Origin of the sequence: Brevundimonas sp., from assembly GCF_965278935.1 — a bacterium.
Lineage (GTDB): Bacteria > Pseudomonadota > Alphaproteobacteria > Caulobacterales > Caulobacteraceae > Brevundimonas.
The window spans coordinates 747,790-763,764 of sequence record NZ_OZ257124.1 but is presented as its reverse complement, the minus strand read 5'-3'; the positions used below and the strand labels follow the sequence as shown (position 1 = coordinate 763,764).

The following is a 15,975-nucleotide window of genomic DNA, read 5'->3' as shown; positions in this document are numbered from 1 at the left end:
TTCGGCTCAGTCATCTGTACGCGCCTGTCCGGCCCGGTTTCGCATCTGCAGGGCGATCATCACCCCCTTGCCCGGCCGCATCAGCCCCAGAGACAGTCCGACGACCAGCGGCAGGGCGACGACCAGCATGGCCCAGATCGGGGGCTCGTAGGCGACCTGGACGAACAGCGCCCCGAACACCACCAGACCGCCGGCGATCTGCATGATGAAGATGGCGGCCCCATCGCCGGTATTCAGCCGGGTGAAGTCGAAGCCGCAGACGGCGCAGCGATCGACGACCTTCAGAAAGCCGGAGAACAGCGGACCCTTGCCGCAGTTCGGACAGCGGCAAAGCAAACCGGCGCGGATCGGGTCGATCCGCGCCGGCGCATGATTGTCAGGTTGGAGCGGACCGCTGTCCAACGCCGTCCTTAGCCGAACGTCACATAGACGAAGGCGAACAGGAACAGCCAGACCACGTCCACGAAGTGCCAGTACCAGGCGGCGGCCTCGAAGCCGAAATGCTTCTGCGGCGTCATCTGGCCGGCCAGCAGGCGCAGCAGGCAGACGGCCAGGAAGATGGTGCCCAGCAGGACGTGGAAGCCGTGGAAGCCCGTCGCCATGAAGAAGATCGAACCGTACAGGCCCGAGTTGGCGGCTTCCTCGTTGAAGAACAGGTTCTCGTGGATGATGTGGTGGTACTCGTAGGCCTGCACGGACGTGAACAGCACGCCCAGGGCCACGGTGATGATCAGGCCCAGCTTGGCGCCCTTGCGGTCGCCGACCTGAAGGGCATGGTGCGCCCAGGTCACGGTCGTGCCCGACAGCAGCAGGATGACGGTGTTCAGCAGCGGCAGTTGCCACGGATCCAGAACCTCGACGCCCTTCGGCGGCCAGGTCGACCAGGCGGCGGCGGTGTCGGTCCAGTTGCCGATTTCCGGGATGTGGGCGCGAGCCTCGTTGAAGACCGCCATCTCGAAGAAGATCCAGAAGAAGGCGGCGAAGAACATCACTTCCGACGCGATGAACAGCACCATGCCGTAGCGCAGGCCGATCGAGACGACCGGGGTGTGATCGCCCTTGCGGCTTTCCTTGATGACGTCCGACCACCAGCCGAAGGCCGAATACAGCACGCCGGCCAGACCGGCGAAGAACAGCCACGACGTGCCTTCCGGCAGGCCGAAGAGGCCCTTCATCCAGGTCACGGCGCCGACCATCATCACGGTCGTGGCGATGGACGCCACCAGCGGATAGGGGCTGGGATCGACCAGGTGATAGTCGTGATGCGGAGCGGCGTGGGCCATGCGTCGGATCTCTGAATCGGCGAGAGAAGAAGAGTTTGAACGGGCTATAGCGTCGGTGTTCAGCCCGCGCCAGTGCCCCCGCGGGAGGCGTTCTGATTTGACGACCCGTTGTCGTCGCTCACCGGGTAGAATGTGTAGCTCAGGGTGATTTCGTTGACGCCCGCGACCTCGCGGTCGTCGACCATCTCGGGTGCGATGAAATACTGCATCGGGAACTGTTTCGTCTCCCCGGCCGCGATGGTCTGATCGTCGAAGCAGAAGCACTGCAGCTTCTGGAAATAGGCCCCGGTCTGCTCCGGCACGACGTTATAGCTGGCGCGCGCCAGGATCGGCTTGTCCGAGGTGTTGGTCACATCGAAATAGGCGATGCCGGTCTCGCCGATCTTGACCCGCTGGGTGACCTGCTCGGCCTTGAACACCATGGGCAGGCCCCGAACGTTGGTGTCGAAGCGGATGACCACTTCCCGGTCCAGGGTCTCGGTCGGAGCCTTGTCGGCCTTCATCGTCGTGCCGTTGAAGCCCGTGACCTGACAGAACATCCGGTACAGGGGCACCGCCGCGAAGGCCGCGCCGGTCATGGTGACGACCAGCCCGGCGCACAGCAGGGCGATCAGTTTTGCGGACCGGGGGGCAGCCATCAGTTGGAGGCTTCGGTCATCGGTGCGGGTTGGGCGGGCGCGGTCGCCATCGCGCGGTCCTGGGCCGTGCGGGCCGTCAGGTTCGCCTGCATGCGCAGGAAGGTCGTGGTGAAGATCAGCACGATGAAGGCCACCAGACCCAGGGCGATCCACAGGCTGCGCTTGTTGCGGGCGGCGAGTTGTTCTGGCGTCAGATAGACGGGCATGGGCTCAGGTTCCGGAGACGACGAAGCTCTCGACCAGAAGGGCCGCGAACAGCGCCATGAGATACAGGATCGAGAAGGCGAACAGGTTCCGCGCCGGTTTGGCCTCCGCGCGGACGTCATACAATGCGGCCTCTCGACCCACGGCCTCGGCCTTGTCGGGCGCATCCCCGGCCCGCGAGCGCCAAAGCCGCGCGGCCAGGGCCAGGAAGCCGAGCCCTCCGACGATCGAGACGACCTTGTAGAGGATCCCGCCCATGCCGACGAAGCCCGGCGCGACGGCGACCGGCACGAAGATCAGGCTGTAGATCAGGATCTGCAGCCGGGTCGATTTCGCGCCCCGCGCCACCGGCATCATCGGGATGCCCGCCTTGGCGTAGTCGCCGGCCGAATAGAGGGCCAGGGCCCAGCTGTGCGGCGGGGTCCACAGGAAGATGATCGCGAACAGCAGCCAGGCCTGCCACGGGGCCGAGCCCGTCGCGGCGGCCCAGCCGATCACGGGCGGGAAGGCCCCGGCGGCGCCGCCGATGACGATGTTCTGGGGCGTCCGACGCTTCAGCAGCATGGTGTAGAAGACGGCATAGTAGACGATGGTCATGGCCAGCAGACCGGCCGCGAACCAGTTGGTGTTCATGCCCAGCAGCATGACCGAGAAGACCGACAGGACGATGCCGAAGGCGATGGCGTCGTTGCGCTTCAGACGCCCCGCCGCGACCGGGCGACCCCGCGTGCGACGCATCAGGGCGTCGGTCTCGCCCTCGATAGCCATGTTCAGGGCGCCCGCCGCGCCCGCGCCGACGGCGATGCACAGGATGGCGATGGCGGCGACCAGCGGATTGATCGATCCAGGCGCGACGACCAGTCCGGTCGCGGCGGTGAACACCACCAGCGACATGACGCGCGGCTTCAGCAGCTGGAAGAAGTCTTCCGGCTGGGTGGTCGACGGGGCGTGCAGTTCAGCTTGGGTCATCAAATGAGAGGGGCCGCCTCCCGGGGTCGGAAGGCGGCCCTCATCCTAACACGGACAGGAAAGGCTTAGTGGCTGTCGTCCTTGACCACCGGCAGTTCGTTGAACTGGTGGTGGGGCGGGGGCGAGGACAGGGTCCACTCCAGGGTCGTGGCGCCTTCACCCCAAGGGTTGGCGACGCCCGGACGACGACGGATGGCGGCTTCCAGCAGCATGATCAGGAAGACGCCGACGCCGACGACCGTGATCGCGTAACCGATCGAGGAGACGTGGTTCCACAGCGAGTAGGCTTCCGGGTAGTCGATGTAGCGACGCGGCATGCCCTGCAGACCTAGGAAGTGCTGCGGGAAGAACACGATGTTCACGCCCACGAACATGATCCAGAAATGGGTCGCGCCGAGGAACTCGTTGTACTTCACGCCGAACATCTTCTCGAACCAGTAGTAGAAGCCGGCGAAGATCGCGAACACGGCGCCCAGCGACAGCACGTAGTGGAAGTGGGCCACCACGTAATAGGTGTCGTGCAGGCTGTAATCGATGCCCGCGTTGGACAGGACCACGCCGGTCACGCCGCCGACGGTGAACAGGAAGATGAAGCCGATCGCCCACAGCATGGGCGTCTTGAAGCTGATCGAACCGCCCCACATCGTCGCGATCCAGCTGAAGATCTTCACGCCCGTGGGCACGGCGATGATCATGGTCGCGGCGATGAAGTAGGCGCGCAGGTTCACGCTCATGCCGACCGTGTACATGTGGTGCGCCCACACGATGAAGCCGACGAAGCCGATGGCGACCATGGCGTAGGCCATGGCGAGATAGCCGAACACGGGCTTCTTCGAGAAGGTCGAGACGATGTGCGAGATGATTCCGAAGCCTGGCAGGATCAGGATGTACACCTCGGGGTGACCGAAGAACCAGAACAGGTGCTGGAACATGACCGGGTCGCCGCCGCCGGCGGGATCGAAGAAGTGGGTGCCGAAGTTACGGTCCGTCAGCAGCATGGTGATAGCGCCGGCCAGAACGGGCAGCGACAGCAGCAGCAGGAATGCGGTGATCAGCACCGACCAGGCGAACAGCGGCATCCGGTGCAGGGTCATGCCCGGCGCGCGCATGTTGAAGATGGTCGTGATGAAGTTGATCGCGCCCAGGATCGACGAGGCGCCCGCGACGTGCAGCGAGAAGATCGCCAGATCCATGGCCGGGCCGGTGTGGCCGACGGTCGAGAGGGGCGGATAGATGGTCCAGCCGCCGCCAAAGCCCTTGCCCGGGCCGCCGTCGACGAACATCGACATGCACAGCAGCACCCAGGCCGCGACCAGCAGCCAGAAGGAGATGTTGTTCATGCGCGGGAAGGCCATGTCCGGCGCGCCGATCATGATCGGCACGAACCAGTTGCCGAAGCCGCCGATCATGGCGGGCATGACCATGAAGAAGATCATGATCAGGGCGTGGGCGGTGACGGTGACGTTGTAGCCGTGCTTCGAGGCTTCGACGATGCCCAGCTGCTGGATCAGGCCGCCTTCGACGAAATACTGGATGCCCGGCTCGGCCAGTTCCAGACGAATCAGGCCGGACAGGAAGCCGCCGACCAGGCCCGCCATGATGGCGAACAGCAGGTAGAGCGTGCCGATGTCCTTGTGATTGGTCGACAGGAACCAGCGGGTGAAGAAGCCCGGCTTGTGGTCGTGCTCGGCGTGGGCGTCGTGGCCCGGCCCGGAGCCGTGGGTTGCGTGGGTGTCGGCGGTGATGTCGGTGGCCATGTCGGTCTCTGGCTCGCGGTTACTGGGCGGCCGGGGCGGCGGCGGCGGGAGCCGTCGCAGCGGGAGCGGTTCCGGCGGCGGGAGCCGTCGGCGTGGTTGCGGTCTGGGCGGTCGGGATCGCGGCCGGAGCCGCAGCGTCGGTCGCCGTCGTCGCGCCGGTCGTGCCGGCCGCGACCTGGGCGGTGGTGCCGCCCGGAGCTTCGGCCGCCGTCTTCGGCGTCATGGAGCCGCCCTTGGAGGCGACCCAGGCGGCGAACTCGGCCTCGGTCACGACATTGATCTGGATCGGCATGAAGGCATGGTCGACGCCGCACAGTTCCGAGCACTGGCCGTAGAAGATGCCCGTGCGCTCGGCGCGGAACCAGGTTTCGTTGACCCGGCCCGGGACGGCGTCGGTCTTCAGACCGAAGGCCGGCAGGGCGAAGGCGTGGATCACGTCGGCGGCCGTCACCAGAACGCGGACGGTCTTGCCGACCGGCACCACGATCGGATCCGTGGCGGCCAGGCGATAGGGAACGCCCTGGGCCTCGGCCTCGTCTTCCGGCAGGATGGCCGAGATGTATTCGGCGATGCCCTGGTCCGGATACTCATAGGCCCAGTTCCACTGGTTGCCGGTGGCCTTAACCGTCAGGTCGGGCGTCGGCATGTCGTGGTAGGCGAACAGCAGGCGGAACGAGAACAGCGAGATGCCGACCAGGATCATGACGGGCAGGACCGTCCAGATGATCTCGATCAGGGTGTTGTGGCTCCACTTCGCCGGCACCGGATTGGACTTGGCGTTGTAGCGGATCGCGATCCAGATGATCAGGCCCAGCACCAGCACGCAGATCGCGGTGATGATCGGCATCAGGATCGCATCGTGGAAGATGTGCGCCTCGTGCTTCAGCGGAGAGGCGGCCGGCTGCAGGCCGATCCCGCCCGGGGTCGGCTGGCCCATCAGATCCTGCGCCCACGTCGGTGTGGCGAAGAAGACGGCGAGCGATGCGGAGGCCAGAACGCCACCGGCCTTGCTCAGGGCTCGAGTGCCCAGTCCCATGCGAGAAATCCTCATCAAAGTCATCTGCATCAAGTAGTTGCGATCCACTCGCAAATACTTGGCCGGGCTCTCTGGAGACACGGCGTTTCAGCGCCGGTCCATATCGGCTCGTTTCGCGATTGCCAAGCGATCTGGGGGCGGTTCGACGTCGCGGGGGTGGAAAGAAGTGGCTGGTGACGGCTGACGGGTGGCTGGAAAGCCTCAGGACCTGCATTCCCGCCAGATCCAGAGCCCTCTGCCGGGGCCACCAACCACGAGCCGCCAGCCACCTTCCACCCCCTTCCTTAAATCGCTGTCATGTTTGGACAGCTACCTTGCGCCGCAAGATACCTTGCGATAGCCTCCGGGAATCAAAGGAGGTGTTCGGACATGCCCGAAACCATAGAGATTCAGCTGAAGAAGGGGGTGTTGGGACTGTGCGTCCTGGCGCTCCTGGCCCGCGCCGACAGCTATGCCTACGAGATCGCCAGCCGCCTGTCGGATGCGATCGACATGGGTGAAGGGACCATCTACCCGCTCATGCGCCGCATGCAGACCGACGGACTGGTCGAGACCTATCTGGTCGAATCGTCGTCGGGCCCTTCGCGCAAATACTATCGGCTCAGCCCGGCCGGCCGCGATGCGCTCGCCGCCCAATCCGCCGAATGGACCCATTTCACCCGCGCCGTGGATGCGATCGTCGCCAACGACACGCCCGCAGCGCCTGCTCCGGGAGAAGCAGCATGACGCGTTCGGAATTCCTCAGTCGCCTCAGGCAGGGCCTCGTGGGCCTGCCGATGTCCGTGGCCGCCGAGATCGTCGCCGACTACGAGACGCATTTCGAAGACGGCGCGGCCGCCGGCCGCTCGGAGGCGGAGGTGGCATCGGCCCTCGGCGACCCCGCTCGTCTGGCGCGTGAACTGCGCGCCGAGGCCGGAGCGCAGCGCTGGCAGCAGGAGAAGAACCCCTCCGCAGCCGCGGCCGCCGTCTTCGCGGTGCTTGGCCTGGGCGCCATCGACATCCTGATCCTCCTGCCCATCCTGATGGGTGTGATCGGAGCCCTGTTCGGCGTCGGCATCGCCGTCATCGCGGTCTTCGTGACCGGCGGCGGCATCATGGTCGGCGGCCCGTTCCTGGACGTGCCCGGCGGCGCCGGCGCCTCGATCCTGGCGGGTCTCGGCCTGATGGCCGGCGCGACCTCGGCCGGCGCCCTTCTGGCCGTGGTCACCATCGGCCTGGTCAACGCCATCGTCTGGTTCGCCCGTCTGCACTACCGCCTGCTCAAGCCTGCTCTCGAGCCTCAAACCACCGTCGTGGGAGACCCCGCATGATCCGGACCCTTCTCATCATCGCCGCCGCCGGCCTCGTGCTGGCCACCGCCTCCCTCGCCGGCGCCTTCGCCATCGGCGGGCGCGACATGGCCCGCCACGGCTGGGAGTGGACCTTCCATGACAAGGATGGCGACACCGTCCGCTTCGAACGCGACGACGGTACGCGCGGCCCGGACGTGACCCGGACCCTCGAATGGACCGGCGGCCAGACCCTGACCGTCGATCTGTCCGCCGACGTCGACTACGTCCATGGCGATACCCCCGGCGTCACCGTCACCGGTCCGGCCGAACTGGTCGAACGGGTCCGGCTGGTCGACGGCCGCCTGAGCTGGGCCGATCGCGACGGCCCCAACCACGAGACCGTCGTCTTCGGCCGTCGCAACGGCGGCCGGGGCGTCTGGGTCCATTCCGAAGAGGTCAGGATCGTCGTCACCGCGCCGAACATCAACACCTTCAACCTGGAGGGTTCGGCCAACCTGATGCTGCGCGACTACGATCAGGACACCTTGGCCGTCGATATCTCCGGCTCCGGCGAAGTCTCTGCGACGGGCCGCACCCGGGTTCTGGAGGTCGACATCTCCGGCTCGGGCGACGCGGATCTCGGATCGCTCGCAGCCACCGACGCCAACGTCGCCATCGCCGGATCGGGGGACGCCGTCGTCGCCCCGACCGGTAAGGCCGACATCTCCATCGCCGGCTCGGGCGACGTGGAACTGGCCACACGTCCTGCGACGGTGAACCAGCAGGTCTCGGGTTCCGGCGAGGTGGACTACGCCAGCGTGGAGCGGACCGTCACGACCACCCGCGAGATCGCTCAGGGCCCCGGCGTCTCGGTCAGCACCAGCAGGACCGAACCCGTGCGTTGAGGCGACCGGCGAGAGTTTCCTCCCCATTCGCCGCTTGGCGGATGGGGAGGTGGCAGTGAGCTCTTCGCGAACTGACGGAGGGGTTCTTGGTGCACTCAGAAAGAACCCCTCCGTCTCTCCGCTGCGCTCCGAGCCACCTCCCCATCCTCCGGACGGGGAGGAGACGTGGTGTCAGGGAGAAGACAATCGCCATCCGCCTCCCTATCTTCCCCGCATGACCCTGCACACGCCCCCGCCGCCCCTGCTCGAAACCTCGGGCGTCGATCCCGACGAAGCCCTGTCGATCCTCCGGGGCGCGCTGCACGGCGCCGACGACGGCGAACTGTTCCTCGAACGCTCCGAGTCCGAATCGCTCGTCTTCGACGACGGCCGTCTGAAGGCCGCCGCCTATGACGCCACCGAGGGCTTCGGCCTGCGCGTCGTCGCCGGAGAGACGGCCGGTTACGCCCACGCCAACGAGATTAGCGCCGCCGCCCTCCGCCGCGCCGCGGACAGCGCATCCCTCGCCAAGTCCGGCCATGCCGGCGTCACCGCCGAAGGTCCCCGCGCCACCAACCAGAAGCTCTACGACGCGGTCGATCCCCTCGCCTCGCCCGCCTTCTCCGACAAGATCGCCCTGTTGCAGGAGATCGACGCCTGGGCCCGCGCCCGCGACCCGCGTGTGGTGCAGGTCTCGGCCTCCATCGTCGGCGAGCGCCGCGCCATCGAGATCCTGCGCGCCGACGCCCTGACCGTGCGCGACGTGCGCCCGCTGGTCCGCCTCAACGTCTCCATTACGGTGGAGAAGGACGGCCGCCGGGAGACCATGTCCTCGGGCGCCGGCGGCCGCGCCGGCTTCGAAAGCTGGATCGCGCCGGACCGCTGGCAGTCCCAGGTGGACGAGGCCCTGCGCGGCGCCCTGGTCAACCTTGAGGCCGTCGACTGCCCGGCCGGAGAGATGGACGTGGTCCTCGCGGCCGGCTGGCCCGGCGTCCTGCTGCATGAGGCCATCGGTCACGGCTTCGAGGGCGACTTCCATCGCAAGGGCTCTTCCGTCTTCACCGGCATGATGGGCCAGCGCGTCGCCGCCCCCGGCGTCACCATCGTCGACGACGGCTCCATCGCGGGACGCAGAGGTTCGCTCAGCGTCGACGACGAGGGCACACCGACGTCCCGCACGGTCCTGATCGAGGACGGCATCATGGTCGGGCTGATGAACGACCGCCTCTCGGCGCGTCAGCTGGGCCAACGCGCCACCGGCAACGGCCGGCGCCAGTCCTTCGCCCACCAGCCCATGCCCCGCATGACCAACACCTTCATGGAAGGCGGCAAGGACAACCAGGCCGACATGATCGCCTCGACGAAACGTGGCCTCTATGCCGCGAACTTCGGCGGCGGCCAGGTCGACATCACCAACGGCAAGTTCGTCTTCCAGTGCACCGAGGCCTATCTGATCGAGGACGGCCGGATCACCGCTCCGGTGCGCGGTGCGACCTTGATTGGCGACGGCGCCACGGCCCTGACCAATGTCTCGATGATCGGCGACGACTTCGCCTTCGACCCCGGGGTCGGGGTCTGCGGCAAGGCGGGCCAGGGCGTCCCGGTCGGGATCGGCCAGCCCTCGCTCAAGATCGGCGGCCTGACCGTCGGCGGCACGGCGGTCTGACGTCCGAAACTGACGCAGCGACCTGCCAGGATCGCCGCTCAGGTTTTTGACATCGGCCGCCGGCAACCGACGGCCCTCATGTAGACTCTGTCGACTCTGTCGACTCGCTTTCTGGAGTCGCGCCGGGGTCAAACCCGACTCTACGGACTATCTGGACGCTTCGAATGCATCGGACGGTGTTTTGGAGTCCGGTCAGGGCTCGACCTTCCAGTCCGGCCCTCGAACCTCCAGCCCTTCCGCCTCCAGCTGGTCCAGCACCCCGCCGGGTTCGGCGAGGATGCGCAGAGCCGCAACGCCCATGGTCACGCCGGGCTGGGTCAGAGCGGTCTGCGTCGCCGCCCGCCACTGCTCGCGCTGGGCCGGCGCCACCTCGGGATCGCCCGAGGGCCAGCACAGGTCGTAGGCCTGATCCAGCGGCGTCGCGAGAACATCGACCACCCGGAGGGCACGCCAGGCCTCCAGTCGCGCCTGCGCCCCTTCCGGCCCCGCTTCGGCCGCCGCGATGGATGCGGCGATACACGGCGCGTATTGTGCGGGCGGGCCGGAGATCAGCCCCTCGACCAGTTCGTCACCCCGCACGATGCCGACGGGTTCGCCCGACAGCCCGGCGCGTCGCGCGGCGTCGCGCACGGCCGTAACGGCGCCGGACGTCCGCCGTTCGCGCCCTGCCTTCTCAAGCAGGTCGAAGCTCAAACCGACAAAACTCTTGGTGCGCCAGCCGTCGCCCTCGTCCGCCATAAGCGCCTCCAGCCGAGCCTGCAGGTCAGGCGACAGATAGTCCGCCGTCGTCGTCCCCTCGGGCAGGCGGGAGATTGTCCGGATGCGCCACAGGATCCGGAACACGTCGCTCATCGAGGCCCGCGCCTCTGTCGGATAGAGGATGCGCTGCGACCGCGCCGTCGCCGCCTCCAGCGCCTCGGGACGCCAGACGAAATCGCGCGGCACGCCGCTGATGGCGCCGACCAGGATCACGGTCGAATCGCCGCGCTCGACCGTCCACATCGGCGCTCCGGCTCGCCGCGCGGTAACCACGATGTCCTCGACCCGGTCTTCGTCCTGCACGGCGGCTGCATCCTGCGCGAAGGCCGGCGCGGCTCCCGCAAGGGTCGCGACCAGCGCCAGTCCCGTCAGCCACGTTCTCATGTTCGAATCCCTCACTGCCTGTCGCACTGGACCATCGGGAGCGGTTGTGGCCCAACCGTGGCCGTAAAGGCGGAACCGCGACGCCGCCGCCGTGTTTCGCTGACGCCTTCCTCCTCAAGGTTCCGACCGCCATGGCCGCCCATCCATTGTCCCGCACCGACGTCCGCCTGGGCATCGCCGCCGCCGTGGCCATGATCGCGGTGATCGGAACGAGCGCCTTCGTGCTGGGCGGGTCGGAGACGGGCCGGTCCTTCGGACCGGGCCTCGCCGTCGCCGTCGTCCCTCCAGTCGAGCCCGAAGTCCTGCCCGGCGAGACCATGGAGGTCGGCGCCCTCAACGACGGCTTCGACCGCGCCGCGCTGGAACGGGCCGAGCCCCCGTTCGACGACACCCTGCCGCCGCCCGCCTGGGTCGGCGACGCGTCCCTCGGCGATCCTGCTCCCCGGATGCCCATGCCGACGCCGGTCAGCGCCGCCCGCGTGATAGAGGTCACCGTACCGGCCGGCGATCCCTTGGCCGACGGGTCGCGCGCCTTCGGCTTCGACCAGCCCCGCCCGGACTACGCCGGGGAGCGGGCCCTGCGCTGGAGCCGGATGGACACGGGTGCGCCGCAAGGCGCAGCGCTCGCGTCCGGAAATGCAGGCGCGGATTCGCCACAGTAATCGCCGGAATAAGCCGCGAAGATTGCAACGCCGTAATGCTGTCGAAGATGTAATCCACCTGTCCAGCTTGTAACTGGAGATGAACGCGGCCGGTCGTCACACCTTCCCCAGCAACAAGGGGAACCCCAGGCGATGACCAAGACCATTCTTCTGGCCACCACGGCCATTCTGTTCAGCGCCGGCGGCGCCATGGCGCAGACCGCGACCGCGCCCTCCGAGGCCGCCAATCCGCCGCAGGCCGACGCCAGCCAGCAGGGCGTCCTCGTCTTCACCCCCGACTTCTTCGCCGACCAGCGGCCGAACACGGCGCTCGACATGGTCAACCGCATCCCGGGCTTCTCGGTCCAGGACGGCGACGGCTCGCGCGGCTTTGAAGGCGCAGTCGGCAACATCCTGATCAACGGCGCCCGTCCGGCCTCCAAGAATGACGCCGGATCCTCGGTCCTCAGCCGCACCCTGGTCCCCCAGGTCGAGCGTATCGAGCTGATCCGCGGCGGCGCGCCCGGCATAGACATGCAGGGCTATTCGGTCGTCGTGAACGTCATCACCAAGACCCAGTCCAGCCACGAATCGATCTTTACCGGCACCGCCTTCCTGTTCGAGGGCGGCCGCGACGCCGCCAACGGCAGCTACCAGTTCACCGCCCGCGACGGTGACCGCGTCATGGGCTTCACCCTGTCCGACGGCGTCTCGGTCAGCGACGCCAACGGCGTGGGCCGCGTCATCCGCCGCGACCGCAACGGCGTCATCCTGCGTGACGAAGGCTATTTCAACGACCAGCACGGCGGCGGCCAGGGCATCCGCGGCAACTACGCCAACGCCTTCATGGGCGGCAAGATCGACCTGACCGCCCGCATCGGCCAGAACGATTACAGCCAGTGGAGCCGTCAGGACGGCCCCGGCATCCTGCGCGAGAACTCCTATGACGAGACCGGGACCAGCGGCGAAGTCGGCGCGGTCTTCACCCGCCCGCTCCGCGACGGTCTGACCTCGGAAACCCGCTTCATTCGCGAGTGGAGCGATTTCGAGAACGCCTCGATCTCCAACAATCGCGTCGGCGCCGTCATCAGCCCCGAGCAGCGGTTCGAATCGACGGGCGAGTCCTCCGAGACCATCCTGCGCTCCCTCCTGCGCTGGGAACGGTCGTCCTCGATGACCGTCGAGGCCGGCGGCGAGCTCGCCTACAACATGCTGTCCGTCGATCAGGCCTTCCTGCAAGGCGGCGTCAACGTGCCGCTTCCGTCCGCCTCCGTCACCGTCGAGGAGACGCGCGGCGAGGCCTTCAGCAAGGTGACCTGGCGCGTCCGTCCCAACCTGACCGTCGAGGGCGGTCTGAGACTGGAAGCCTCGACCATCAGCCAGTCCGGCGACGCCGATTTGGAAAAGAGCTTCTTCTTCGCCAAGCCGCGCGTTCAGGTCACCTGGACCCCAATGCCCCAGAACCAGGTCCGCTTCCGCTTCGAACGTGAGCTGGGCCAGCTCGACTTCGGCGACTTCGCCGCCTCGGCCGAACTCAGCGACGACCAGGTCTTCGGCGGCAACGTGGACCTCGAGCCGGAACAGCGCTGGATCTCCGAACTGACTTACGAGCGCCGCTTCCTCGGCGACGGCATCGTCTCGGTCGGTTACCGCCACGACGAGATCATCGGCGTGATCGACCGCCTGCCCCTGCCCGGCAACCTGTCGGCGACCGGCAACATCGGCGACGGCACCCTGGACCAGCTGGCGGTCAACGTCGTTGTGCCGCTGGACTGGACCGGCTTCTCCGGCGGTCAGTTCGCCTTCCGCAACACATGGAACAAGACCGAGGTCGTCGATCCCACGACCGGTCTGAACCGCCCCATTTCCCAGGTCCGCCCGTCCCAGCCGGGCTTCACGATCTCGCAGGACATCACCAGCTGGAAGGTCAACTGGTCGGCGACCTATCTCGAGGGACTGCGCCAGTTCTCCTATGATCCGGACCAGACCTCGGGCTTCACCGGCAGCGACTATTTCGAGGGCTTCGTCGAATACAAGCCGACCCCGACCCTGTCGGTGATGGTCAAGGTCAACATCTGGAACGACTTCCAGGTCGAGCGCACCCAGTATGCCGACCGGACGCCCGCGCGGCCGATCGCCTTCACCGAACTGCGGCCGATCGATCCCCGCACCTTCTGGCAGATCCGCGTCCGCAAGACCTTCTAAGGCCTTCGCCACATCGTCGCCGCGATTGTTTCGGCGATGTAATCCACCTGTACCGCTTGTAACTGGAGATGAACGAGGCCGGTCGTCAGGGTCCTCTCCGGGAGAGGATTTCACATGACCAAGGCGCTCTTGCTCGCGACGACGATGCTCGTCGCGGCCCCGTTCACCGCCGCCGCGCAGACCGCGGCCCCGACGACAGCCGCCCAGGCGCCTGTCGTCGATACGGCGCAGCAGGGCGTCCTCGTTTTCGAACCGGCCTTCTTCGCGGACAGCAGCCCGAACACCGCGCTGGACATGATCGCCCGACTGCCAGGCTTCGGCTTCGACACCGGCAATACCGACACGCGGGGCTTCGCCGGCGCGGCGGGCAACGTCCTGATCGACGGGGACCGGCCATCCTCCAAGTCCGATGGTCTGGACGGAATCCTGCGTCGCATCTCCGCGGCGAGCGTGGAGAGGATCGAGCTGATCCGGGGCGGGGCTCCGGGCATCGACATGCAGGGCCGCTCGGTCGTGGCCAATGTCGTGCTGAAGCGCACGGTCCAGATCCAGACCGTTCTGGAGGCCAACACCTACGTCTATCCCGACGGTTATCTTGGGCCGCTGCTGCAGGCGTCCTGGTCGCGTCGCGAGGGCGAAAACCAGCTGGAAGCGTCGCTCAGCGCCACGACCGACCGGACTGACGGGACCGGCGACGGCTATCGTCGTCGCTACAACGCGGCCGGCGCCCTGATCCAGAACGCCGATCTCGACCGCTGGGACCGTTTCCGCAACGTGCGTGGCACGGCCGCCTGGCAGGGATTGGCCGGCGGCGGCCGCTTCAAGGTCAACGGCGTGCTCGGCTGGAACCAGGCTGAAAACTCGATCGACACCCTGATCCGCAGTGGGGCCGGCCAGAACGAAAGGGTCGAGAACGAAGGCGACGAGGTCGAGGCGGAGCTGGGCCTGAACTGGACCCGGCCCTTGAGCGAGCGCACGGAAATCGAGCTGACCGGCCTTCAGCGCTACGAGGTCGACAACGACGAATCGCGTTCCTTCTCCGGCCTGAACCGCGTCGCCTTCGGCGGCGAAGGAACCGCGGGCGAGACGATAGGCCGGGCCGTTCTGCGTTTCCGCCAGTCGGATCGCTGGGCCTTCGAAGGGGGCGGCGAGGCGGCCTACAACTTCCTCGACAGCGCCACGACCTATGCCGAGAACGGCGTGTCCATCCCCCTGCCCTCCGCCTCGGTGAAGGTCGAGGAGCTGCGCGGCGAGGTCTTCGGCCAGACGACCTGGCGGCCCAGCCCGAAACTGACCGTCGAGGCGGCCCTGCGTGTCGAAGTATCGGAGATCAGCCAGTCGGGCGACAGCGACCTGACCGAGACCTTCGTCTATCCCAAGCCGCGCCTGCAGCTGACCTGGACGCCGATCGCGGACCACCAGTTCCGCTTCCGCGTCGAGCGCGAGGTAGGCCAGCTCGACTTCGGCGACTTCGTCGCCTCGGCCGATGTCGATCTGAACCAGGTCGAGGGCGGCAATCCCGATCTGGAGCCGGCCAAGGCCTGGACGATGGAAGCCGTCTACGAGCGCCGCTTCTGGGGCGAGGGCGCCCTGACCTTTACCCTGATCCACGCGGAGTTCGAGGACCGGATCGACGTCATCCCCCTGACCGGCGGGTTCGAGGCGGTGGGTAATATCGGCAGCGGTACGTCCGATGTTCAGCAGGTGGTCCTGACCCTGCCGCTGGATCGGTTGGGCGTGCCCAACGCGCGCCTGGACGGTCGTGTAACCTTCAACCAGACCAGCGTGACCGATCCTCTGACCGGCGAGGACCGTCCGTTTTCCGGCCGGGTCGAGTTCGGCTGCGGGGTGAGTTTCCGCCAGGACCTGCGCGGCGGGCGCTGGTCTTACGGCTTCGAGCACGGCTGCAATATCGATAACCCGGTGCAGTACCGGATCCGCGAAGTCCGCTTCATCGAAGAAGAGCCGTTCGTCACCCTGTTCGCCCAGTGGAAGCCCCGCGAAGACCTGACCGTCCGCGTCGATCTGGGCAACGCCACGGACCGCGAAAGCCGGCGCGAACGATTCGTCTATTCCGGCCCGCGCAACGCCGCGCCCCTGTCGTTCCGCGAGGAACGTGGCACGCGGATGAGTCCCTGGGTCTTCATCCAGCTGCGCAAGACCCTGTAGGACGTCGATCCAGTCCGACAACCTGCTCCGGCGATGTCAAAGACCCGTCCGACAGATGGCGCCCCGTCTGAATAACGCAAGGGCGTGTTCCGAATTAATTCCTATTTGC

Annotated in this window: 15 protein-coding genes; 7 read left to right on the top strand and 8 right to left on the bottom strand. The window is 67.1% G+C overall.

Annotated elements, in window-relative coordinates:
- Positions 1 to 6: 6 nt before the first annotated feature.
- The 7 genes from ACQY68_RS03850 to coxB form a co-directional block, all read right to left on the bottom strand.
- A complete protein-coding gene (locus tag ACQY68_RS03850; RefSeq protein WP_428151729.1) occupies positions 7 to 402 on the bottom strand; it encodes a DUF983 domain-containing protein in 396 nt (131 codons plus the stop codon).
- A gap of 8 nt (positions 403 to 410) precedes the next feature.
- Positions 411 to 1,283 (bottom strand): cytochrome c oxidase subunit 3, encoded by an 873-nt coding sequence (locus ACQY68_RS03845; RefSeq protein WP_428151727.1) that lies wholly within the window; start codon positions 1,281 to 1,283, stop codon positions 411 to 413.
- Between the two features lie 59 nt (positions 1,284 to 1,342).
- Positions 1,343 to 1,921, bottom strand: a complete 579-nt coding sequence (locus ACQY68_RS03840) for a cytochrome c oxidase assembly protein (protein ID WP_428151726.1) — start codon at positions 1,919 to 1,921, stop codon at positions 1,343 to 1,345.
- Complete coding sequence (locus ACQY68_RS03835) at positions 1,921 to 2,127, bottom strand: hypothetical protein (RefSeq protein WP_428151725.1); 207 nt, start codon at positions 2,125 to 2,127, stop codon at positions 1,921 to 1,923. The genes ACQY68_RS03840 and ACQY68_RS03835 overlap by 1 nt, the downstream gene beginning before the upstream one ends.
- 4 nt (positions 2,128 to 2,131) lie before the next feature.
- Complete coding sequence (gene cyoE, locus ACQY68_RS03830) at positions 2,132 to 3,094, bottom strand: heme o synthase (protein ID WP_428151724.1); 963 nt, start codon at positions 3,092 to 3,094, stop codon at positions 2,132 to 2,134.
- A 65-nt stretch (positions 3,095 to 3,159) separates the two neighbouring features.
- Positions 3,160 to 4,851 carry a cytochrome c oxidase subunit I gene (gene ctaD / locus ACQY68_RS03825; RefSeq protein ID WP_428151723.1) on the bottom strand — a complete coding sequence of 564 codons (1,692 nt, stop codon included), beginning with the start codon at positions 4,849 to 4,851 and terminating at the stop codon, positions 3,160 to 3,162.
- Between the two features lie 19 nt (positions 4,852 to 4,870).
- On the bottom strand, positions 4,871 to 5,887 hold the full coding sequence (gene coxB, locus ACQY68_RS03820; RefSeq protein ID WP_428151722.1) for a cytochrome c oxidase subunit II: 1,017 nt from the start codon (positions 5,885 to 5,887) through the stop codon (positions 4,871 to 4,873).
- A 369-nt stretch (positions 5,888 to 6,256) separates the two neighbouring features.
- Between coxB and ACQY68_RS03815 the strand changes: the two genes are divergently transcribed.
- From ACQY68_RS03815 to tldD, 4 genes are all read left to right on the top strand, one after another.
- On the top strand, positions 6,257 to 6,613 hold the full coding sequence (locus ACQY68_RS03815) for a PadR family transcriptional regulator (RefSeq protein ID WP_428151721.1): 357 nt from the start codon (positions 6,257 to 6,259) through the stop codon (positions 6,611 to 6,613).
- A complete protein-coding gene (locus ACQY68_RS03810) occupies positions 6,610 to 7,197 on the top strand; it encodes a DUF1700 domain-containing protein (RefSeq protein WP_428151720.1) in 588 nt (195 codons plus the stop codon). The genes ACQY68_RS03815 and ACQY68_RS03810 overlap by 4 nt, the downstream gene beginning before the upstream one ends.
- Entirely contained in the window at positions 7,194 to 8,063 is an 870-nt protein-coding gene (locus ACQY68_RS03805; RefSeq protein ID WP_428151719.1) for a GIN domain-containing protein, read from the top strand. Before ACQY68_RS03810 ends, ACQY68_RS03805 begins: the two co-directional genes overlap by 4 nt.
- Positions 8,064 to 8,277: 214 nt before the next feature.
- Positions 8,278 to 9,708 (top strand): metalloprotease TldD, encoded by a 1,431-nt coding sequence (tldD, locus tag ACQY68_RS03800; RefSeq protein ID WP_428151718.1) that lies wholly within the window; start codon positions 8,278 to 8,280, stop codon positions 9,706 to 9,708.
- 192 nt (positions 9,709 to 9,900) lie between these two features.
- Here tldD and ACQY68_RS03795 read toward each other — a convergent pair whose 3' ends face one another.
- Positions 9,901 to 10,851, bottom strand: a complete 951-nt coding sequence (locus tag ACQY68_RS03795; RefSeq protein ID WP_428151717.1) for a TraB/GumN family protein — start codon at positions 10,849 to 10,851, stop codon at positions 9,901 to 9,903.
- A gap of 131 nt (positions 10,852 to 10,982) precedes the next feature.
- On the opposite strand from ACQY68_RS03795, the gene ACQY68_RS03790 reads away from it, so the two are divergent.
- The 3 genes from ACQY68_RS03790 (at position 10,983) to ACQY68_RS03780 (ending at position 15,866) form a co-directional block, all read left to right on the top strand.
- Positions 10,983 to 11,513, top strand: coding sequence for a hypothetical protein (locus ACQY68_RS03790; protein ID WP_428151716.1), 531 nt, complete (start codon positions 10,983 to 10,985; stop codon positions 11,511 to 11,513).
- 132 nt (positions 11,514 to 11,645) lie between these two features.
- Positions 11,646 to 13,697: a TonB-dependent receptor plug domain-containing protein gene (locus ACQY68_RS03785; RefSeq protein WP_428151715.1), complete on the top strand. Its 2,052-nt coding sequence runs from the start codon at positions 11,646 to 11,648 to the stop codon at positions 13,695 to 13,697.
- A gap of 114 nt (positions 13,698 to 13,811) precedes the next feature.
- Positions 13,812 to 15,866 (top strand): TonB-dependent receptor plug domain-containing protein, encoded by a 2,055-nt coding sequence (locus ACQY68_RS03780; RefSeq protein ID WP_428151714.1) that lies wholly within the window; start codon positions 13,812 to 13,814, stop codon positions 15,864 to 15,866.
- Positions 15,867 to 15,975 lie beyond the last annotated feature (109 nt).